The sequence below is a fragment of the Phenylobacterium sp. LjRoot97 genome, from assembly GCF_964254345.1.
Lineage (GTDB): Bacteria > Pseudomonadota > Alphaproteobacteria > Caulobacterales > Caulobacteraceae > Phenylobacterium.
This window is the reverse complement of record NZ_CAXUTH020000001.1, coordinates 1,907,079-1,927,683: the sequence shown is the minus strand read 5'-3', so window position 1 is coordinate 1,927,683 and position 20,605 is coordinate 1,907,079. Positions and strand designations below refer to the sequence as shown.

Below are 20,605 nucleotides of genomic sequence, written 5' to 3'. Positions count from 1 at the left end.
GGTCTCTGAGCTGGAAAGGGTCATCCGACGGAGCCCTCGAGGGAGATGGCGACGAGCTTCTGGGCTTCCACGGCAAATTCCATGGGCAGCTCCTGCAGCACGTCCTTGACGAAACCGTTGACCAGCAGCTGCACGGCCTCTTCCTGCGAGAGCCCGCGCTGCATGGCGTAGAACAGCTGATCTTCCGACAGCTTGGTGGTCGTGGCCTCGTGCTCGAACACGCTGCTGCCGTTGCGCGCCTCGACATAGGGCACGGTGTGGGCGGCGCAGGTCTTGCCGATCAGCAGGCTGTCGCACTGGGTGAAGTTGCGCGAGCCCTTGGCCTTCGGGTGCGCCGAGACCAGGCCGCGATAGGTGTTCGAGGACTTCCCGGCGCTGATGCCCTTGGAGATGATCCGCGAGCGCGAATTGGCGCCGAGATGGATCATCTTGGTGCCGGTGTCGGCCTGCTGGCGGCCGTTGGTGATCGCGATCGAGTAGAACTCGCCGACGCTGCCCTCGCCGCGCAGCACGCAGGACGGATACTTCCAGGTGATCGCCGAACCGGTCTCGACCTGGGTCCACGACACCTTCGAGCGGTCCCCACGGCAATCGGCGCGCTTGGTGACGAAGTTGTAGATGCCGCCCTTCCCGGTCTCCGGATCGCCGGGGTACCAGTTCTGCACCGTCGAGTACTTGATCTCGGCGTCGTCCAGCACGACCAGCTCGACCACCGCCGCGTGCAGCTGGTTCTCATCGCGCATCGGCGCGGTGCAGCCTTCCAGGTACGAGACGTAGGCGCCCTTGTCGGCGATGATCAGCGTGCGCTCGAACTGACCGCTGTTCTCCGCATTGATGCGGAAATAGGTCGAGAGCTCCATCGGACAGCGGACGCCCGGCGGGACGTAGGCGAAGCTGCCGTCCGAGAAGACCGCCGCGTTCAGACAGGCGTAGTAGTTGTCCGACACCGGCACCACCGAGCCCAGGTACTTCTGAACCAGCTCGGGATGCTCGCGGATCGCCTCGCTCATCGAGCAGAAGATCACCCCGGCCTCGGCCAGCTCCTTCTTGAAGGTGGTCACCACCGAGACGCTGTCGAACACCGCGTCGACGGCATAGCGCGGCGCGCCCTGCACGCCGGCCAGCACTTCCTGCTCGCGCAGCGGGATGCCCAGCTTCTCATAGGTCGCCAGGATGTCGGGATCGACCTCGTCCAGGCTCATCGGCCCGTCCTTGCCCTTGGGCGCGGCGTAGTAATAGGCGTCCTGGTAGTCGATCGGCGGGAAGTCGACCTTGGCCCAGGTCGGCTCGTCCATGGCCAGCCAGCGCTCGAAAGCGTCCAGCCGCCACTGCAGCATCCACTCCGGCTCGTCCTTCTTGGCTGAGATGAAGCGCACGATGTCGGCCGACAGCCCTTTGGGCGCGAACTCCTGGTCGATCTCGGTGACGAAGCCGTGCTTGTACTTTTCCAGGCTTTCGACGTGTTCGACGGTCTGCTTGACGGCGGCCATACTCTTACCTCCTCACGCCGCCGGCGCGCGGCGACGCGCGGCGTGACGGGACTGAACTTGCTCCCAGGCGGTCGCGAACGCCGCCCATTCTTCTTGCTTGGTGGCCCAGCCGCCCGAAACGCGGATCGCGCACCCGGCCAGGTCGGTCAGGCCCATGGCGGTCAGCACGTGGCTGGCCTTCACCTTGCCCGACGAACAGGCCGATCCGGCGCTGACCATGATCCCGGCCAGGTCCAGCGCCATCACCTGCAGCTCTGCGCCCCAGTCGGGGGTCGCCACGCACAGGGTATTGGCCAGTCGCGGCGAACCTTCGCCGATCACCACCGCGCCGGCCGCCTTCAGCCGCTCGGCGGCAGCGTCGCGCCAGCCGGCCTCGATCTCGCGATCGCGCAGCGCCGCCAGGGCCGCAGCGCCGAAGCCGGCGATGCCGGCGACGTTCTCGGTGCCGGCCCGACGCCCACGCTCCTGCCCGCCGCCATGCTGACGGCGCACCAGGGTCGCACGCGGCCCGAAGGTCAGCGCGCCGACGCCCTGCGGCCCGCCCAGCTTGTGAGCCGAGACCACGAGAGTGTCCGCGCCCAGGGCACGGCTGTCGGTGATGATCTTGCCGGCCGTCTGGATCGCATCGACATGCAGCCAGCCTTCGGCGCCGCGCACGATCTCGGAGGCCTCACGCACCGGCTGGATGACGCCGGTCTCGTTGTTGGCGTGCATCAGCGCGACGAACGGTCGCCCGTCGGCCGCGTCCCAGCGCGCCAGGCGCTCGGCCAGCCAGACCAGGTCGGCGACGCCGTGGGACGTCACCGGCAGATACTCGACCGCCGCGCCGCTGGCCTTGGCGCTCTCCAGCACGCTGTCGTGCTCGATGGCGCTGACGATCAGGCGCTTCGATCCGGTGGCCACGGCGCTTTCGATCGCCAGGGCATTGGCTTCGGTGCCGCCCGAGGTAAACACCACGGTCGAGGCCGGACCGCCGATCAGCGCGGCGACGGCATTGCGGGCGTCTTCCACGATCGCCCGCGCGGCGCGGCCGCTGGCGTGCACGGACGACGGGTTGCCGCCGACGGCGAAGGCGCGCGCAACGGCGTCAGCCGCCTGCGGGCGCACCGGCGCGGTGGCGTTGTAATCGAGGTAGACCGCGCTCATGCAGCGGCCTCGTGCGGCGCAAAGCGGCCGTTCACCAGATCGTCCAGGCTGACCGAGGCCAGATAGCTGTGCAGGTGCCGGCCCATGTCCTCCCAGAGGTCGTGGGTGATGCAGCGCTCGCCCTTCAGCATGCAGCCCTTGCCCTGCACGCCGCAGCGGGTGGCGCGCAGCGGCTCGTCGACGGCCAGCACGATGTCGGCGATGTTGGTTTCTTCGGCGCTCTTGGCGAGGCGATAGCCGCCGCCCGGGCCGCGCAGGCTCTTCACCAGCCCGCGGCGACGCAGGCGGGCGAACAGCTGTTCCAGGTACGAGAGCGAAATCTGTTGCCGGGCGGCGATTTCGGCCAGGGTCACGGCGCGATCGCCTTCCGCCAACGCGGCCTGACGGCGCGCGAGGTCGGCCATGGCCATCACTGCATAACGTCCCTTGGTCGAAAGGCGCATAGCGCTCCTTGAAGCTCTCAGCAGCCCGATTGCTTTTTTTCGAGCATTTGCCGGGTCCCATATGTTACAGGCCCCCGCTTGCACGGGGCTTGTCGCCGGAACCGGCCGACGGTCGCGACTTAGGAAGACCGAGCGCGTTAGTCAAGTATTCGGACGCCGCGCCTGACGAGAGGAATGGCATGCCAGAAGTGGTTCTGACCGGCGCGGCCGGGCGGATCGAGGGTCGATACACCCAGGGCAAGAGCCCGACGGCGCCGATCGCGCTGATCCTGCACCCGCACCCCAAGGCCGGCGGGCAGATGAACCACCCGGTGGCGGTGCAGCTCTTCCACCTGTTCATGAAGCGCGGCTTCTCGACCCTGCGGTTCAATTTCCGCGGCGTCGGCCGCAGCCAGGGCGAATTCGATTCGGGCATCGGCGAGCTGGCCGACGCGGCCACCGCGCTCGACTGGCTGCAGTCGACCAATCCGGCCGCCTCGCAGTGCTGGGTCGCCGGCTACTCGTTCGGCGCCTGGATCGGCATGCAGCTGCTGATGCGCCGGCCCGAGACCGACGGCTTCATCAGCGTCTCGCCGCCGACCAACATGTATGACTTCAGCTTCCTGGCGCCCTGCCCGGCCTCGGGCCTGATCCTGCACGGCGGCGCCGACACCGTCGTCCCGCCGGTGGAAGTCGAGCGCGTGGTCTCCAAGCTGCGCACCCAGAAGGGGATCGTCATCGACCATGAGGTCGTCGACGGCGCCTCGCACTTCTGGGCCGAGCACCTGCCGGAAGTCGAAAAGCGCGTCGGCGCCTATCTCGACAAGCGCATCGAGGCCGACCCGATCTGATCGGGCGCCCAGCGCGGAAAGTTCAAAGGCCGGAGCTCACGCCCCGGCCTTTTTCTTTGTCTATTTCGCGGCCAGGTAATCCAGCGCCAGCAACGCCTGAGCGCGGACGCCGGTCTCCATCGCCTTTTCGTCGACGTCGAAGAACGGCGAATGGTTGCCGCCCTTCGGGTTGCCGACGCCGAGATGGTAGAAGAAGCCCGGAACCTCCTTCTGGAAGTACGAGAAGTCCTCGGCCCCCATGATGTAGTCGATGTCGTCGGCGACCTTTCCCCCGGCGGCGCGGGTCAGGGTCGGCTTCATCTGCGCCGAGAGGGCGCGGTTGTTGTCGGTCACCGGGTTGGGCTGGCCCCAGTCGATCTTGCCGCTGGCGCCGTAGCGCTCGGTGATCGAGGCCACCGCCTTGTCGGCGCGGGCCATGACGTCGGTGCGCATGCCCGGATCGAACGTCCGCAGCGTCCCCGTCATCGTCATGTCTTCGGGGATGATGTTGTAGCGCATGCCGCCCTGCAGGGTGGCGATGGTCAGCACCGTCGGCGTCTTGGAGACGTTGATCTGCCGCGAGGTGATCTGGTTGAACGCGGTGACGATGTCGGCGGTCAGCGACGACATGTCGATCCCTTGCCACGGCATCGAGCCGTGCGCCTGCCTGCCTTTCAGGTGGATCTCGAAGCGGTCCGAGGCGGCCATCATCGGGCCCGGACGCCAGACCAGCATCCCGACCGGCCCCGGGAACGCATGCAGGCCGAAGATCGCGTCGACCTTCGGGCTGGTCAGCACGCCTTCCTTGACCATCAGCGGCGCGCCGCCCTCCTCGCCCGGAGGTGGGCCTTCCTCGGCCGGCTGGAAGATGAAGACCACCGTGCCTTCGATCTGGTCCTTCATGCCGGCCAGAATCTCGGCCGTGCCCATCAGGATTGCGACGTGGCTGTCATGGCCGCAGGCGTGCATCACCGGCACCGTCTGGCCCAGATACTTGCCCGTCGCCTTCGAGGCGAACGGCAGGCCGGTCTGCTCAGCCACCGGCAGGGCGTCCATGTCGGCGCGCAGGGCGACGACCTTGCCCGGCTTGCCGCCTTTCAGGACGCCGACCACGCCGGTCTTGCCGACGCCGGTGCGGACCTCAAAGCCCAGCTTGCGCAGGTGGTCGGCGACGATCTTGGCGGTGCGGACCTCGTTGTTGGACAGCTCCGGATGCTCGTGGAAGTCCCGCCGCCAGGCGATCACCTTGGGCTGCAGCGCCGCGGCCTGGGCGAACACCGCTGCGTCGTAAGGCTTGGCCGCCGGCGCTTCCTGCGCCGACGCACTCCCCGTCATCGCCACAACAGCGGCGACGCCCGCCAGCCAAACCCGTTTCGACATGTAAGCTCCTAAACTCTAGCGGTTCGGGCGGACGATGCGCCCGCCGGTCATCGGCGCAGCTACGCCGGTGGTCTTGGGAAACGAGATCGGCAGCCCCCGCGCGGTGCGCGCCGCCAGATAGGCGAAGGCCTCGGCCTCGATCGAGTCGCCGCGCCAGCCGTGATCCTCGGCGGTGGTCACCGGCACGGCCAGCCGCTCGGCGAAGGCCGCCATCAGGGTCGGATTGCGCCGTCCGCCGCCGCAGACGATCAGCTCGGTCGGCGATCCGCCCATCACGTTGAAACCCAGCTTCAGCGCCTCGGCCGTGAACGCCACCAGGGTCGCTGCGGCGTCCTCCAGCCGCAGCGGCTCCAGCGGTTCCAGCGAGAAGTCGTAGCGGTCCAGCGACTTGGGCGGCGGCGCCTGGAAATACGGATGCGCCAGCAGTCCGCTCAGCACCACCTCGTCCGCCTGGCCGACGCTGGCGTACTTGCCGCCTTCGTCGAAGCGGCCGGCGCCGCGCGACTGCATCAGCAGGTCGATCATGCCGTTGCCAGGACCGGTGTCGAAGGCCGCGATGTCCTCGCCGCCCGACCAGAAGGTGACATTCGCCACCCCGCCGACGTTCAGCACCGCCAGCGGCGCGGACATCCCGGCGCTCTGGGCACGCGCCAGGTGATAGATCGGCGCCAACGGCGCGCCCTCGCCGCCGGCGGCGACGTCGGCGGTGCGGAAGTCGAAGGCCACCGGCACGCCGCTCGCATCGGCCAGCCACTGGGCGTCGCCCAGCTGCACCGTGCGCCCGACCGCGCCGTCCTGCGGCCGCTCATGCAGCACCGTCTGGCCGTGCATGCCGATCAGGTCGATGTCGGACCAGGCCAGGCCGTTCTGCGCCAGGAATTCCTCGGCCGCGGCGAAGTGCTCGCGCGCCACGGCCTCGGCCGCCGGCGCGAAGGATTGCGGCTCCGGCTCGCCTCGCTCCCACGCCATCGCCGCATGGGTCGCCTCGAGCACCGCCGCGCGGGTTTCCTCGCTCAGCTTGCGCTCTCCGGCCGGCCCGAACGCGAAGATCGTTTCGCCGTCGGTCTCCAGGATCGCCATGTCGCAGGCGTCGAGGGACGTGCCGGTCATGAAGCCTAGAACTCGCATGCCAGCTTGACTGCCACGGCGTGCGGGCCGTAGCTAGAGCCCATGATCACCCGCGCCACCATCGCCGGCCGCTATTACCGCCTGCCCTAGAGCAGGCGCGGAACGATCTCTTGCGCCCCCCGTAATGGTCGGCGCCCGCATCCCAGGAAAAGACGGTCTCCGGCCCCCCGCCGCCTAGGAGCCTGTCAGATGTCCCTCGAAATCAGCAATGAGCGCGTGTTAGAGCGCCCCTCTGAATCCTCGCCGCCAAAAGAACGCCCAATGTCCGACCAGCCGTTCAAGTCCGAGTTCCTGCGCACCATGCAGGAGCGCGGCTACATCCATCAGATCACCCACCCGGTCGAGCTCGACGAAGCCGCCGGCAAGGGCGCGATTACGGCCTACATCGGCTTCGACGCCACTGCCGCCTCGCTGCACGTCGGCCACATGATCCAGATCATGATGCTGCGCCGGCTGCAGCAGGCCGGTCACAAGCCGATCGTGCTGATGGGCGGGGGCACCACCAAGGTCGGCGACCCGACCGACAAGGACGGCCAGCGCCCGCTGCTGACCCACGAGCAGATCCAGGACAACATCGCCACCATCAAGGGCACCTTCCAGCGCTTCCTGACCTTCGGCGACGGGCCGACCGACGCGGTCATGCTCGACAACGACGCGTGGCTGTCCAAGTTCGGCTACGTCGAATTCCTGCGGAACTACGGGGTCCACTTCACGGTCAACCGGATGCTGGCCTTCGACAGCGTCAAGGCGCGGCTCGAGCGCGAGCAGCCGATGACCTTCCTCGAGTTCAACTACATGCTGATGCAGTCGGTCGACTTCCTGGAGCTCGAGCGCAGCCACGGCTGCCTGCTGCAGATGGGCGGCTCGGACCAGTGGGGCAACATCGTCAACGGCGTCGAGCTGATCCGCCGCGTCGATCAGAAGCCGTCCTTCGGCCTGACCACGCCGCTGCTCTCCACCGCCTCGGGCCAGAAGATGGGCAAGACGGTCGGCGGCGCGGTCTGGCTCAACGCCGACATGCGCAGCCCCTACGACTACTGGCAGTTCTGGCGCAACACCGAGGACGCCGACGTCGGCCGCTTCATGCGCCTGTTCACCGACATGCCGCTGGACGAGATCGCCCGCTACGAGGCGATGCAGGGCGCCGACATCAACGAGGCCAAGAAGGCGCTCGCGAACGAGACCACGCGCATGCTGCACGGCGAGGAAGCCGCGGCCGCAGCGGCCGAGGCCGCGCGCGTGGCCTTCGAGGTCGGTTCGGTGTCCGGCGACATGCCGACCCACGAGGTGCCGGCCGCCGAGCTCGAGGCCGGGATCATGCTGGCGGCTCTGGCCACCGACGCCGGCCTGGCCGGATCGCGCGGCGAAGCTCGCCGCCTGGCTCAGGGCGGCGGCCTGCGGGTCAACGACAAGGCCGAGGCGGACGCTGGCCGTACGATCACCAACGCCGACCTCGTCGACGGCGTGGTCAAGCTCGCCGCCGGCAAGAAGAAGATCGTCCTGGTGAAGCCGGTCTAAGGAGCCGAAATGTCCGCACTGACCGAGGGCGCGAGCGCGCCCGACTTCGAACTGCAGGGCGCGCAAGGGCCAGTGAAGCTGGCCGACTTCGCCGGAAAGCCGCTGGTCGTCTACTTCTATCCGAAGGACGACACCTCCGGCTGCACCAAGGAGGCCCAGGAGTTCACCGCCCTGGCCGCCGACTTCGCCAAGGCCGGCGTCGCGCTGCTCGGCGTCTCCAAGGACAGCGTCGCCAGTCACGCGAAGTTTACAGCCAAGTATGACCTCGCCGTCCCGCTGGCCTCCGACCCGGAGGGCGCGATGATCGAGGTCTATGGCTCGTGGGTCGAAAAGAACATGTACGGCCGCAAGTACATGGGCATCGAGCGCTCGACCTTCCTGATCGGCGCGGACGGCAAGCTGGTCCGAATTTGGCGCAAGGTCCGCGTCCCCGGCCACGCCGCCGAGGTGCTGAAAGCCGCCCAAGCCCTTTGATTGTTAAGCTTGATGCGCTGCGGCCGCTCGCCGCAGCGCGTCGTCTGGACACGGCCGTCCGGCGGAACCCGCCGCCCTCCCCGCTGTTGTAGATTTGTCGCGCCGAGCCTTTATCCAGCCAAGGTTCGGGGCCGCATACCACCGTGATCTAGCGTGGCCATTCAGGCCCTGTTAACCACGATCAGCGAGACTCATTCGCCGCTCGGCCCGCGTACGTTGCAGCGTGAAGACGCTTGCACGCGCGCCAAATCTCATTGCATATCGCGCCGTTCCCCGAGTTCGTAGCCGATACGGTGAGAATGACACGCTTCGCGCGCCTTCGCCGATCGCTTGTAGAGCTGTTCCCAGAACGGCACCTCTACATCCGCTCCGGTGGTGAAATGCGTTCCTTCGTCCTAACCACCGGCCGCCAGATGGCGATCGCCGGCGGCGTCGCGGCTGGCGCGCTCTGGATGGGCGTCAGCACCGCGGCGATGATGGTCAACGCCATGGCTGTCTCCAGCCACGACCAGCAGCTGGCCCGCATGCAGGCCAAGTCCGAGCGCCTCGTCGCCGACCGCGAAGCCCGGCTCAACAGCGCCATGGTCCAGCTGAACCAGGCCGAGGGCGGCATCGGCGCCCTGGCCGCCAGCGTCGAGAACCGCCACGCCGCGCTCGCGATCCTGCTGACCGAGTTCAAGGGCCAGCCGGGCGCCCAGGCCGCGCTCGCCCCAGCCATCGCCAAGGCCACCAGCGCTTCGGCCGAGGTCGGCCCCCTGCGTCGGATCGAACTGGTCCGCGCCGGCCAGGAACGCCTGATCGACGCCGCTGACGACTTCGCCAAGACCCGCGCCGACCGGCTGCGGCTGGCTTTCCGCCTCGCCGGCCTGACGCCGTCGTCCTACGTGCCCAAGGGCGGTTCGCTGGGCGGCCCGCTGATCGAGGCCAAGGATCCGCGCGCCCTGGCCGCCGTGCTCGACGTCGACGAGGACTTCGCCGAACGCATCCAGCACGCGGCGACCAACCTTTCCGAGGCCGGCGCCCTAGTCGACGCCGCCGCCAAGCTGCCCTTCGCCCGCCCGACGACGGCCGCCGCCCAGACCAGCAGCTACGGCGTCCGCTTCGACCCGTTCACTCGTCGTCCGGCGTTCCATTCGGGCCTGGACTTCGCCGGCCCGACCAATACCCCGATCTACTCGACCGCGCCGGGCGTGGTGTCGTTCACGGGCGTTCGCTCGGGCTACGGCAACACCATCGAGATCGACCACGGCCGCGGCTTCAAGACCCGCTACGCCCACCTGCAGGCCATCGGCGTGCGTCCGGGCGAGCGCGTGACCGTCGGCAGCCGCATCGGCGGCATGGGGTCCACGGGCCGGTCCACCGGACCGCACCTGCATTACGAGGTCTGGGTCAATGGTAGGGCCCAGAACCCGTCGCGTTTCGTAAAGGCTGGCGATTATGTTCTCCAAGGCGGTTAAGCCCGAGAAGACTTCCGACGCGTCCTTGTCGGCGACTAGCGAACGCAAGGCCCCCAAGCCCGCCTCCCTCATCAGCCAGGACCTCACGCTCGAAGGCGGCATCGTCGGCGAAGGCGAACTGCACGTCGACGGCGTGATCCGCGGCGATGTGCGGGTCGGCCGCCTGACCCTGGGCGACACCGGCCACATCGAAGGCTCTATCCAGGCCGAAAGCGTCGACATTCGCGGCCGTATCATCGGCACGGTCACCGCCAAGCAGGTGCGCCTCTACGGCACCGCCTATGTCGACGGCGACATCACCCACGAGCAGCTGTCGGTCGAGACCGGCGCCTTCTTCCAGGGCCGTAGCCTCAAGTTCCAGCGCCCGGCCCCGGTCGCCCTCGCCGCGCCCGAGCCGGAAGCCCAGAGCGCCTGACGCTCAGGCCACGTTCTCGTAGGCGCCGTTCTTCAGCAGCGGCGTGCAGTGACTGACGTTCAGCTCGGCGGCGATATCGACGTCGAGCGCGTGTTCCTTCTCGATCAGCTCCACGCCCGACCGGCAGGTCCGCAGGGTCGCCTCCAGGTGGGGACGCGCGCTCAGGAATGCGTGCCGCGCCACGACCGCCTCGGGTTCGCCGTCGAAGCCGATCGCCTCGATCACCGCGCCGGCGCCTAGCAGGTCCTCGATCGCCGGCCGCAGGGAGCCGTCAGGCCAGAGCTCGCCAGCCGGGATGACCGCGATGTCCTTCCCCTCGGCCAGGGCGACCGCCTTGGCCGCCACCGCCGCGGCGTTGCGCAGGCAGCCGGCCAACACCGTGGCTCGACCGCAGGCCAGCGACAGCCGCGACCCGTTCGGCGACGGCAACAGCAGCCGCTCGCCCGGATTGAGCTTCATCAGGCTGGCGGGCGAAAGGCTCAGCTGCCCCCCGGCCTTGCGGCTGGCCGCCAGCCGCGCGCCTACCCGTTCGGCCTCGGCTCGCGCCGCGTCCTCGTCGCCATAGGGAAAGGGATGGATCCGCGCCTGCCGGTGCACGGCCACGTCGACCGCGGTCGAGAACGACAGCACATCGACGATGACTACGACCGCCACGCGATCGCGCAGCAGCTCGACGCCCTTCAGCCCCCACTCGCAATGAACCTTCTGCATCACGCGCCTCCGGCTGCGATCGAACGCCGATCCGCGCGCGAATGCAAACGTCGCCGTTCGGCGAACGCCAGTGAATAGGGGATGATGCGGCGGGGTCTGAAGACGGGGGCCTAGGCCCCCGCCCCCTCGCGGGTGTTGCCGACGCGCTGCGCCAGCGAGGCGCCCATGAACTCGTCGAGGTCGCCGTCCAGCACCCCTTGGGTGTCGGAGGTTTCGACGTTGGTCCGCAGGTCCTTCACCATCTGATACGGCTGCAGGACATAGCTGCGGATCTGGTGACCCCAGCCGATGTCGGTCTTCTGCTCGTTCAGGGCCGCGGCCTCGGCCTCCCGCTTCTGCAGCTCAAGCTCGTAGAGCCGCGCGCGCAGCATCTTCCAGGCTTCCTCGCGGTTCTGGTGCTGCGAGCGGCCGCTCTGACAGGCCACCACCACGCCGGTCGGGGCGTGGGTCAGGCGAACCGCCGAGTCGGTCTTGTTGATGTGCTGACCGCCAGCGCCGGAGGCCCGATAGGTGTCGGTGCGCACGTCGGCCGGATTGATCTCGATCTCGATGGTGTCGTCGACCACCGGATAGACCCAGACCGAGGCGAAGCTGGTGTGGCGCTTGGCGGCGGCGTCATAGGGTGAAATCCGAACCAGGCGATGAACCCCGGCTTCGGTCTTCAGCCAGCCATAGGCGTTCGGCCCCTTGATCTGCAGGGTCACCGACTTGATGCCGGCCTGTTCGCCCGACGTCTCTTCGAGGAAGTCGACGCTCATGCCGTGGGCGGTGGCCCAGCGGGTGTACATCCGCATCAGCATCCCGGCCCAGTCGTTGGACTCGGTGCCGCCGGCGCCGGAGTTGATTTCCAGGAAGGCGTCGTTGCCGTCGGCCTCACCGGACAGCAGCGCTTCCAGTTCGGCGCGCGCGGCGCGCTCCTTGATGGCCTTCAGCTGTTCGCGGGCCTCGTTGAGGGTGGCTTCATCGCCCTCCTCGTCGGCCATCTCGGCATAGCCGATCGCGTCGGCCAGGTCGCGCTCGAGCGACTGCACCGCCTCGACCGAGGCGGCCAGCTTGGATCGTTCGCGGGTGATCGCCTGGGCGGCGGCCGCGTCGTCCCACAGGGTGGGGTCTTCGACGCGGGCGTTCAGCTCATCGAGCTTTCTTAGGGCCGGTTCCCAGTCAAAGTCGCCTCCTGAGCAGTTCGATCGACTGCTCGATGTCGGCCTTGGAGGCCTCGACATCCGCTCTCATGGGAATCTCCGAAACCAGAAAAATTCTGGAAGTCGGGGCAGATAGCGCGGGCGCGAGCCCATGACAATGGCGGGCGGCTAGTACAGCCCGCTCATGTCGTCCTGCTTCTTGGGCGGCGGGGCGGCGGCCGGGGCCGGGCTGGTCAGCTGTCCGTCCGGCCAGACCTGGTTGTAGGGCTGGGGCCCGTCCGCCGGCATGCCGCCCATCGGGGCCACGAACGGCTTCGGCTCCGTCCCCGGCCGGAACGCCTCGCGGATGCCGCGCACGGTCGCGAACTTGGCGTTCTTGGGCGCCTTGAACTCGTCCTTCGGCAGGTCCTTGGTCGCCGCCTGCATGAACTCGATGAAGATCGGCACCGCGGCCTGGGTGCCGGTTTCACCCTCGCCCAGGCTGCGGTTGTCGTCGAAGCCGACAAAGACGCCGGCCACGATCTGCGGCGTGAAGCCGACGAACCAGGCGCTGCGGTACTCGTTGGTGGTTCCCGTCTTGCCGCCGACCGGGCGATTCAGCACCAGGGCCGAGGTCGCCGTGCCCCGCTGGACCACGCCCTGCAGCATCGAGGTCACCTGATAGGCGGTGATCGGATCCATGACCTGTTCGCCGCCCGGTGCGATCCGCGGGCTCTCGTCGCCGTTGAAGCCGGCCAGGCAGCGCGGACAGTCGCGCTTGTCGGCGCGGAAGATGGTCTCGCCGTTGCGGTCCTGGACCAGCTCGATCAGGTGCGGCTCGATCCGCCGGCCGCCGTTGACGAACGACGCATAGGCCGCCGTCAGCTTGAACGGCGTGGTCTCGCCGGCGCCCAGCGCCATGGCGAGCACGTTGTCCATGCGCTTGGCGACGCCCATCTTCACGGCCAGGTCGCTGATCTTGCGCATGCCCACGCCCTGGGCCAGGCGCACGGTCATGGCGTTGCGCGACAGTTCCAGGCCGCGACGCAGGGTGAGCGCGCCATAGTAGCGGCGGTTGTAGTTCTCGGGCGTCCAGGCCTGACCGCCGGCGCCGCGCAGGGTGATCGCAGAGTCCATCACCACGCTGGACGGCGTGTAGCCGTTCTCCAGCGCCGCGGCGTAGACGATCGGCTTGAACGCCGAGCCCGGCTGGCGCATCGCCTGGGTCGCGCGGTTGAAGTTCGACAGCGAGAACGAATAGCCCCCCACCATCGCCAGCACCCGGCCGGAATAGGGTTCCATCGCCACCAGCGCGCCGTTGACCGCCGGGATCTGGCGCAGCCGGAAGCCGCCGCCGCCCTCGACCGATTCGACGAAGACGAGGTCGCCGGACCGCAAGCCCTTGCCCGCCCGGGCCCAGGCCACGTCCTGGCCGACGATCGAGCCCGTAGCCCCCTCGCCCGCCACCCGCACGCGGACGTTGCCGCCCGAGACGTCGGTGACCAGGGCCGCGCGCCAAGCGCGTCGTTCCGACGGCGGGCTCTTCTGCTTGGCGACCGCTTCCCAGCCTTCGGCGGTGTCGACATGGCCCCAGGCCCCGCGCCAGCCGTGGCGACGGTCGTACTGTTCCAGGCCGTTCATCAGCGCCACCCGCGCAGCCGTCTGCAGCTGCGGGTCGAGGGTGGTGCGCATGTAGTAGCCGCCCTCGTTCAGGCGCTGGCCCATGGTCGCCAGGCCGCGGCGGCGCACTTCCTCGACGAAGAAGTCGGCATCGCGGTACTTGGCGCGCGTCGGCGCCTTCTGGACCTTCAGGTCCTCGCGCTTGGCGGCCTCGGCCTCCGCGCGGCTCACCCAGCCGAGTTCGGCCATCTGGTCCAGCACCCAGTTGCGGCGCGCCATGGCCTGCGCCTTGCGGCGGATCGGGTGGTAGTTGTCGGGTCCCTTGGGCAGCGAGGCCAGATAGGCGCATTCGGCCAGGGTCAGGTCGCTGATCGACTTGCCGAAGTAGTTGTAGGCGGCCGCGCCGACCCCATAGGAGCGATAGCCGAGCCAGATCTCGTTCAGATAGAGCTCAAGGATCTGCTCCTTGTTCAGTGTCTGCTCCAGGCGGCCGGCGAGGATGGCTTCCTTGAGCTTGCGCCCGACCGTCGCGTCGCTGGTCAGCAGGACGTTCTTGGCGACCTGCTGGGTGATGGTCGAGCCGCCCTCGAGGCGGCGGCCGTTCACCGCGTTCATGACGTTCTTCATCATGGCCCGGGTCAGGCCCATGGCGTCGACGCCGCCGTGGCTGAAGAAGTTGCGGTCCTCAGCGGCCAGGAACGCCTGGGCCAGCTGCGGGGGCATGTTGTCGTACGGCACGTAGATGCGGCGCTCGCGCGAAAACTCGCCGATCAGCACCCCGTCCCAGGCATAGGCGCGCGTCGCCGTGGGCGGACGATAGTCGGCCAGGTCGGCGGCGTCGGGCATGTCGTGGAACAGCCAGGCGGCATAGATGGCGATGGCGAATCCCGCCAGCGCGACTGCGCTCAGCACGGTGACGCCGGCGATCGCGATCCATCTCTCGGGGGGCTTCAAACTGACCGACCTCCGCGGGGCGCGCCCCGTCCGCTCAGGCTGATCTAGCGTGCATCGCGCCGGGCGCCAACGGCCCTGCGTCGGCGTGGCGCGGCGCCGTCAGTTCGAGGCGAGCTTGGTGGGCTGGCCGAAATAGTCGTCGATGGCCTCGGCGACCGAGCCCATCAGCCGCGTACGCTTGCCCGGATCGCGCAGCACCGCTTCGTCGGCGGCGTTGGTCAGGAAGCCCATTTCCAGCAGCACGGCCGGCACGTCCGGGGCCAGCAGCACGGCTAGGCCCGCCTCGCGGTGGCTGCGGCGCAGCAGCGGCTGATGGTCGCTGACCCGCTCCAGCAGCACCTCGGCGAAGGTCGCCGAGCGGTTGCGGGTCATCCGCTGGGTCAGGTCCAGCAGGATCGTCGAAACCCCATGATCGCCATGGCTCCCGGCCTGCATGAACCAATCGTCCTTGCTGACGAACTTGGCCGAGCGGGCGGTGGCGCGGTCGGCGAGCGTGTAGACGCTCGCGCCGCGCAGCGAAGGGTCGGTGCCGGAATCGGCATGCAGCGAGATGAACAGGTCCGCATCGGCCCGGCGCGCGATCTGCACGCGCACGGCGTGGTCGACATAGACGTCGGCGTCGCGGGTCATGACGACCTTGTAGCGGCCGCTCTTTTCCAACTGGCTCTTCAGCGCCCGCGCCGCGGCGAGGGTGACGTCTTTCTCGTTGCCGTCGGCGCCCTTGGTGCCAGGGTCCTTGCCGCCATGGCCCGCGTCGATGACGATGACCTTCTTGAGCGGCAGCGCGGCCTTGGTCGACTTGACCGGCGCGGAGATGAAGCGGGGACCGGCCGAAGCCTGGGCGGCGGCCTTCACGGTCGCCGGCGCCTTGGAGGCCAGATCGATCACATAGCGATAGTTGGCGACGCCGTCGGCCGGCGGCAGCAGGAAGCGGCGCTTGATCACCGCGTCTTCGGCCAGATCGATGCGCAGGCGCGCGCCGCTGGCGGCGTCGTCCACGACCCAGGCCTTCACCAGCCCGAGCCCGCCGCCCTGCAGCTGGCTGTCGACGGAGACGCCGGGCAGGTTCACGACGACTCGCCGGTCGCCCTGGCCATCGGATGCCACCTTGCCGGTCGCCGACTTGTCGAGATCGATGACGATGCGGGTTTCGGCGCGGTCGCCGCCGAGGCGCACCTTGAGAATGTCGGCCTTGGCCCCTGCAGCCTGCGCCCCGGCGACGATCGCCAGGCAGCCGACCACCGCGCCGACAACCGCCAGCACGCTTCGCCCGCCGATCCTGAACCTGCCGCCCATACGCGCAGCCCCGTTACACATTCTATACAGTCATACCCATATAGATGGCAGTGGCGTGGACAAACGGTTAACCGTCTCCTTACGCTACCGCATTGCGGCGCGGCGGCTTTCCTTTTCGCCTCCAGTGTTGCAATGTCCGCCCGCGCTGGACCGTGCGCGCCTTGCGTCGCAAGGTTGCGGCCCGCGCGACACAACCCCGCGTCGGCTTCGCCTCTTTCGGCGACCACGCGCCATCCGATCCGCGCTTAACGTTAGGCGCGCCTGGGAACACACCAATGGGCAGCGCCGCTCGAGCCCAATTTCGGCCTACCGCCCGCCTTGCCGGTTTCGGCATTGCGATGGGCGGTGGCGTGCGCGCCCTCCTGACAGACCGGCGGCGCCCGAGCCGAGAGCTCGCGGCGCGCCTCGGAGACGTACTTGATGTCCAAGAAGATGTTGATCGACGCCGCACACGCCGAAGAGACGCGTGTCGTGGTGGTCGACGGACCGCGTGTTGAAGAATTCGATTTCGAGAGCCAGAACCGCAAACAACTCAGAGGCAATATCTATCTCGCCAAGGTGACGCGCGTTGAGCCGTCGCTGCAGGCTGCCTTCATCGAGTACGGCGGCAATCGCCACGGCTTCCTGGCCTTCAACGAAATCCACCCGGACTACTACCAGATCCCGGTCGCCGACCGCGAAGCGCTGATGCGCGAAGAGGCCGACGAAGAGGACGAGGTCGAATCGCGCGCCCGTTCGGGCGATGACGAGGACGAAGACGCCGTCGACGCCGACGACGACGACGTCATGGAAGAAGAAGTCGCGCGTCGCCGCCGCCGGCTGATGCGCCGCTACAAGATCCAGGAAGTGATCCGCCGCCGGCAGATCATGCTGGTCCAGGTCGTCAAGGAAGAGCGCGGCAACAAGGGCGCGGCCCTGACCACCTACCTCTCCCTGGCCGGCCGCTACGGCGTCCTGATGCCCAACACCGCCCGCGGCGGCGGCATCAGCCGCAAGATCACCGCGGCCACCGACCGCAAGCGCCTGAAGGGCGTGGTTCAGAGCCTGGACGTGCCGGAAGGCATGGGCCTGATCGTCCGCACGGCGGGCGCCAAGCGCACCAAGGCCGAGATCAAGCGCGACTACGAGTATCTCCTGCGCCTGTGGGAGAACATCCGCGACACCACCCTGCACTCCGTGGCCCCCGCCCTCATCTATGAGGAAGAGGACCTGGTGAAGCGGACCATCCGCGACCTCTACGACAAGGACATCGACGAGGTCTGGGTCGAGGGCGAGGCCGGCTTCAAGGAAGCGCGTGAGTTCATGCGCATGCTGATGCCGTCCCAGGCCAAGAAGGTGCAGCCGTACCGCGAGGCGACCCCGCTGTTCGTCAAGCACCGGGTCGAGGACCATCTCTCGCAGATCTATTCGCCGGTCGTGCCGCTGCGCTCGGGCGGCTACCTGGTGATCAACCAGACCGAGGCCCTGGTCGCCATCGACGTGAACTCCGGCCGCGCAACTCGCGAGCGGAACATCGAGGCCACGGCCCTCAAGACCAACATGGAAGCGGCCGAAGAGGCCGCCCGCCAGCTGCGCCTGCGCGATCTGGCCGGCCTGATCGTCATCGACTTCATCGACATGGATGAAGGCAAGAACAATCGCGCCGTCGAAAAGAAGCTGAAGGACGCGCTGAAGGACGACCGCGCCCGCGTCCAGATGGGCAAGATCTCGACCTTCGGCCTGATGGAAATCAGCCGCCAGCGCCGCCGCTCGGGCGTGCTGGAAGGCACCACCCACGTCTGCGAACATTGCGCCGGCACCGGCCGCGTGCGCTCGGTCGAGTCGAGCGCCCTGTCGGCCCTGCGCGCCGTCGAGATCGAGGCCCTGAAGGGCGGCGGCGAAGCCACCCTGAAGCTGCCGCGCGCCGTCGGCCTCTACATTCTCAACGAGAAGCGCAACCACCTGGCGCGCATCCACGAGAGCCTCGGCCTGTTCATCACCATCGTGATCGACGACGCCCTGGCCCACGCCGATCACGAGATCGAACGCACGGCCAGCGAGACCCGGCCGGAGCATGCGGCCGTGCATCACGTCCCGCTGCAGCCCTATCAGCCGGTTGAAGACGACTTCGACGACGAAGCCTTCGAGGACGAAGAAGACGTCGAGGAAGACGAAGAAGACGCCGACATCGAGCGCGAGGCCACCGACGACGACGAGGCCGAGCATCGCTTCCAGGACCACGAGGGCGACGGCGACGACCGCAACGGTCGTCGTGGCCGCCGCCGCCGCCGCCGCGGTCGCCGTGACGGCGAGCCGGTCGAAGCCCGTGAGGGCGGCGAGCATCCGCCCCGTGAGCCGCGTGAGGCCCGCGAGGAAACCGACGACGGCGGCCGCCGCCGTCGACGCGGCCGTCGCGGCGGTCGCCGGATGCGCGACGATGGTCGTCCGGCCGACATGTTCGCCTGGACCCGGCCCTGGGTCCCGTATGGCGACGACCCCTTCGTCTGGCACGACCCGTCGGAAGATTTCCCCGCGGCCCGCGCGCCGGCCCCTGCGCCGGCCAATGACGTCGCTCCGGCTCCGGCTCCGGCCGCGGCGGCTGAGGCGATCGCGCCTGCGCCCAGCGTGAGCGACGACCAGCCCCACGTCGAACTGGACGTCTGGGTCGAACTGCCTGCGGTCGAGGACAAGCCGAAGAAGGGCCGCGCGCGCCGCGGTCGTGGTCGCGGCAAGGCCGATGCGGCTGAAACCGAGGTCGCAGCCGAAGCGCCCGAGGCGGTCGAGGTCGTCGAGGTGGTGGAAGCCGTCGCCGAACCGGAACCGGAACCGGTCGCCGAGCCGGTCACGGCCGAGCCGGAAGCCAAGCCCGCCAAGAAGCCGCGCGCGCGTCGCACCAAGGCAGCTGCGGCTGCTGAGGCCGCGGCCGCCGAGCCGGTGATCGAGGCTGCGCCCGTCGAAACCGCCCCGGCCGAGATCGTCGTCGAGGCGGCCCCGGAGCCTGCTCCTGAGCCTGCGCCGGTCGCGCGCGAGCCCGATCCGAACGAGATCAACGCGCCGCCGCCGGTCCCGAAGAAGGGCTGGTGGCGCCGGGGCTAACCCTGGGCTGTGACAAAGGAAACCGGTTCGCGCCCAGCGAGCCGGTTTCCAGTCCGTCGGAAGCGCGTTAGGCTTCGAACACTGGGGCTTTGCGGGGGGCGCTTGGAGTTGTTCGGCATGGTGTCCCCTGCCCGTTCGGTCTCGAGAATCGCTCTGGCTGCTGTGACGGCGCTGAGCCTGACGCTGCAGGCTGCGCCCGTCCGAGCCGAAGAGAGCATGTCGCTCATTCGCGACACCGAGATCGAAGAGATCCTCCGCAAGGACTCCGAACCGATCTTCAAGGCCGCCGGCGTCGACTCCAAGTCGATCGAGATCCTGCTGATCGGCTCAAAGGACCTCAACGCCTTCGCCGGCCCCGGCACCATGGGCGTCTTCACCGGCCTGATCCTCGAATCGGAAAACCCCAACCAGCTGCAGGGCGTCATCGCCCACGAAGTCGGCCACTTGGCCGCCGGCCACTCGGCCCGCTCGGGCGAGATGACCTCGGCCGGCATGAAGCCGTTCCTCCTGACCATGGGCCTCGGCGTGCTCGCCGCTCTCGCCGGTTCCGGCGAAGGCGCCGCCGGCCTGATCGGCAGCGCCAGCTACTTCGGCACCCTCGGAGCCATGGGCTACAGCCGCGAACAGGAAAGCCGCGCCGACCAGGCGGGCGCTGCGATCCTTGAACGCGCCGGCCTTTCGGGTAAGGGCCTCGTCGAGTTCTTCGACAACTTCCGCTACCAGGAAGTCTTCCAGGAAGCCCGCCGCTTCGCCTATTTCCGCTCCCACCCGCTGTCGTCCTCGCGGATCGAGGCGCTTCGCCATCGGGTCGAGCAGAACGCCCACTACGACACTCCGGACACGCCCGAAGCGATCTCCGAGCACGAGATCATGAAGGCCAAGCTCGACGGGTTCATCAACCCGACCATCGCCATCACCAAGTACGATGAGAAGGACAAGTCCTATCCGGCGCGCTACGCCCGGGCCATCGCCTACTATCAGATGAAGCAGCCCGATCAGTCCGTGAAGCTGATCGACGCCCTGCTCGCCGAGCAGCCGAACAACCCCTACCTCTGGGAACTCAAGGGGCAGGTGCTGTTCGAGTTCGGCCGCGCCCAGGAGGCCGAGGCCCCGCAGCGCAAGTCGGTCGAACTGAAGCCCGACGCGCCGCTGCTGCGCATCAATCTTGGCCAGACCCTGATCGCGCTCGAGGACAAGGCCAAGGTCGAGGAAGGCGTCGGGGAACTGCGCAAGGCCCTGACTCAGGAACACGACAACGCCACCGCCTGGCGGATACTGGCCCAGGCCTACGACAAGCAGGGCAAGGAGGGCCTCGCCCGCCTCGCCACCGGCGAGTACTTCTTCGCGACCGGCGACGCGACCCAGGCGCGGGTCTTCGCCATGCGCGCCCGCGAAAAGCTCGACAAGGACACGCCCGAATGGCGCCGCGCCACCGACATCGTCCTGACCTCCAACCCCAGCAAGGACGATCTCAAGGACCTCGCGTCCGAGGGCTCGATCAACCGCCGATCCTCGCGCTGACCGGGCCGAAAGGCCTTCGCAAAGCCACGCTTCTCACCTAATTGGCC

The 20,605-nt window shown here is 68.5% G+C and carries 16 protein-coding genes; 7 read left to right on the top strand and 9 right to left on the bottom strand.

Annotation, left to right across the window (positions count from 1 at the left end; genetic code table 11):
• Positions 1-20 precede the first annotated feature (20 nt).
• From sufB to ACSQ2H_RS09635, 3 genes are read right to left on the bottom strand one after another with little or no spacing between them, the layout of a single operon-like run.
• Positions 21-1,490 (bottom strand): Fe-S cluster assembly protein SufB, encoded by a 1,470-nt coding sequence (gene sufB, locus ACSQ2H_RS09645; RefSeq protein ID WP_436061195.1) that lies wholly within the window; start codon positions 1,488-1,490, stop codon positions 21-23.
• Between the two features lie 12 nt (positions 1,491-1,502).
• Positions 1,503-2,636 carry a cysteine desulfurase family protein gene (locus ACSQ2H_RS09640; RefSeq protein ID WP_436061194.1) on the bottom strand — a complete coding sequence of 378 codons (1,134 nt, stop codon included), beginning with the start codon at positions 2,634-2,636 and terminating at the stop codon, positions 1,503-1,505.
• Complete coding sequence (locus ACSQ2H_RS09635; RefSeq protein ID WP_183770217.1) at positions 2,633-3,079, bottom strand: Rrf2 family transcriptional regulator; 447 nt, start codon at positions 3,077-3,079, stop codon at positions 2,633-2,635. Before ACSQ2H_RS09635 ends, ACSQ2H_RS09640 begins: the two co-directional genes overlap by 4 nt.
• Before the next feature lie 179 nt (positions 3,080-3,258).
• Here ACSQ2H_RS09635 and ACSQ2H_RS09630 point away from each other — a divergent pair, with 179 nt between their 5' ends.
• Complete coding sequence (locus ACSQ2H_RS09630; protein WP_267233802.1) at positions 3,259-3,909, top strand: alpha/beta hydrolase; 651 nt, start codon at positions 3,259-3,261, stop codon at positions 3,907-3,909.
• Positions 3,910-3,969: 60 nt separating this feature from the next.
• Here the strand turns inward: ACSQ2H_RS09630 and ACSQ2H_RS09625 are convergent, their stop codons facing one another.
• Together ACSQ2H_RS09625 and ACSQ2H_RS09620 are read right to left on the bottom strand one after the other, a co-directional pair.
• Positions 3,970-5,268: an amidohydrolase gene (locus ACSQ2H_RS09625; RefSeq protein ID WP_436061193.1), complete on the bottom strand. Its 1,299-nt coding sequence runs from the start codon at positions 5,266-5,268 to the stop codon at positions 3,970-3,972.
• 15 nt (positions 5,269-5,283) lie between these two features.
• Entirely contained in the window at positions 5,284-6,396 is a 1,113-nt protein-coding gene (locus ACSQ2H_RS09620) for an anhydro-N-acetylmuramic acid kinase (RefSeq protein WP_436061192.1), read from the bottom strand.
• Between the two features lie 261 nt (positions 6,397-6,657).
• On the opposite strand from ACSQ2H_RS09620, the gene tyrS reads away from it, so the two are divergent.
• The 4 genes from tyrS (at position 6,658) to ACSQ2H_RS09600 (ending at position 10,260) form a co-directional block, all read left to right on the top strand.
• Positions 6,658-7,914, top strand: a complete 1,257-nt coding sequence (gene tyrS / locus ACSQ2H_RS09615; protein ID WP_436061191.1) for a tyrosine--tRNA ligase — start codon at positions 6,658-6,660, stop codon at positions 7,912-7,914.
• Between the two features lie 9 nt (positions 7,915-7,923).
• On the top strand, positions 7,924-8,388 hold the full coding sequence (locus ACSQ2H_RS09610) for a peroxiredoxin (RefSeq protein WP_436061190.1): 465 nt from the start codon (positions 7,924-7,926) through the stop codon (positions 8,386-8,388).
• Between the two features lie 293 nt (positions 8,389-8,681).
• Positions 8,682-9,845, top strand: a complete 1,164-nt coding sequence (locus ACSQ2H_RS09605; RefSeq protein ID WP_436061189.1) for a M23 family metallopeptidase — start codon at positions 8,682-8,684, stop codon at positions 9,843-9,845.
• Positions 9,826-10,260 (top strand): bactofilin family protein, encoded by a 435-nt coding sequence (locus ACSQ2H_RS09600; RefSeq protein ID WP_436061188.1) that lies wholly within the window; start codon positions 9,826-9,828, stop codon positions 10,258-10,260. Before ACSQ2H_RS09605 ends, ACSQ2H_RS09600 begins: the two co-directional genes overlap by 20 nt.
• Positions 10,261-10,263: 3 nt before the next feature.
• Here ACSQ2H_RS09600 and ACSQ2H_RS09595 read toward each other — a convergent pair whose 3' ends face one another.
• The 4 genes from ACSQ2H_RS09595 to ACSQ2H_RS09580 all read right to left on the bottom strand — a co-directional run bounded on the left by ACSQ2H_RS09595 (position 10,264) and on the right by ACSQ2H_RS09580 (position 15,962).
• Positions 10,264-10,971 carry a 2-phosphosulfolactate phosphatase gene (locus tag ACSQ2H_RS09595; protein ID WP_436061187.1) on the bottom strand — a complete coding sequence of 236 codons (708 nt, stop codon included), beginning with the start codon at positions 10,969-10,971 and terminating at the stop codon, positions 10,264-10,266.
• 110 nt (positions 10,972-11,081) lie between these two features.
• Positions 11,082-12,204 (bottom strand): peptide chain release factor 2 gene (gene prfB / locus ACSQ2H_RS09590; protein WP_436061186.1). Its coding sequence is split into 2 segments (ribosomal slippage): positions 11,082-12,134 and positions 12,136-12,204, totalling 1,122 coding nucleotides; the frame shifts between segments, so codons are not numbered across the junction.
• Positions 12,205-12,281: 77 nt separating this feature from the next.
• Entirely contained in the window at positions 12,282-14,666 is a 2,385-nt protein-coding gene (locus ACSQ2H_RS09585; protein ID WP_436061185.1) for a penicillin-binding protein 1A, read from the bottom strand.
• Positions 14,667-14,765: 99 nt separating this feature from the next.
• Positions 14,766-15,962 carry an N-acetylmuramoyl-L-alanine amidase family protein gene (locus ACSQ2H_RS09580; RefSeq protein ID WP_436061184.1) on the bottom strand — a complete coding sequence of 399 codons (1,197 nt, stop codon included), beginning with the start codon at positions 15,960-15,962 and terminating at the stop codon, positions 14,766-14,768.
• A gap of 420 nt (positions 15,963-16,382) precedes the next feature.
• On the opposite strand from ACSQ2H_RS09580, the gene ACSQ2H_RS09575 reads away from it, so the two are divergent.
• Positions 16,383-19,037 carry an Rne/Rng family ribonuclease gene (locus ACSQ2H_RS09575; protein WP_436061183.1) on the top strand — a complete coding sequence of 885 codons (2,655 nt, stop codon included), beginning with the start codon at positions 16,383-16,385 and terminating at the stop codon, positions 19,035-19,037.
• 117 nt (positions 19,038-19,154) lie between these two features.
• Positions 19,155-20,558 carry a M48 family metalloprotease gene (locus ACSQ2H_RS09570; RefSeq protein ID WP_436061182.1) on the top strand — a complete coding sequence of 468 codons (1,404 nt, stop codon included), beginning with the start codon at positions 19,155-19,157 and terminating at the stop codon, positions 20,556-20,558.
• The last annotated feature ends 47 nt before the right edge of the window (positions 20,559-20,605 follow it).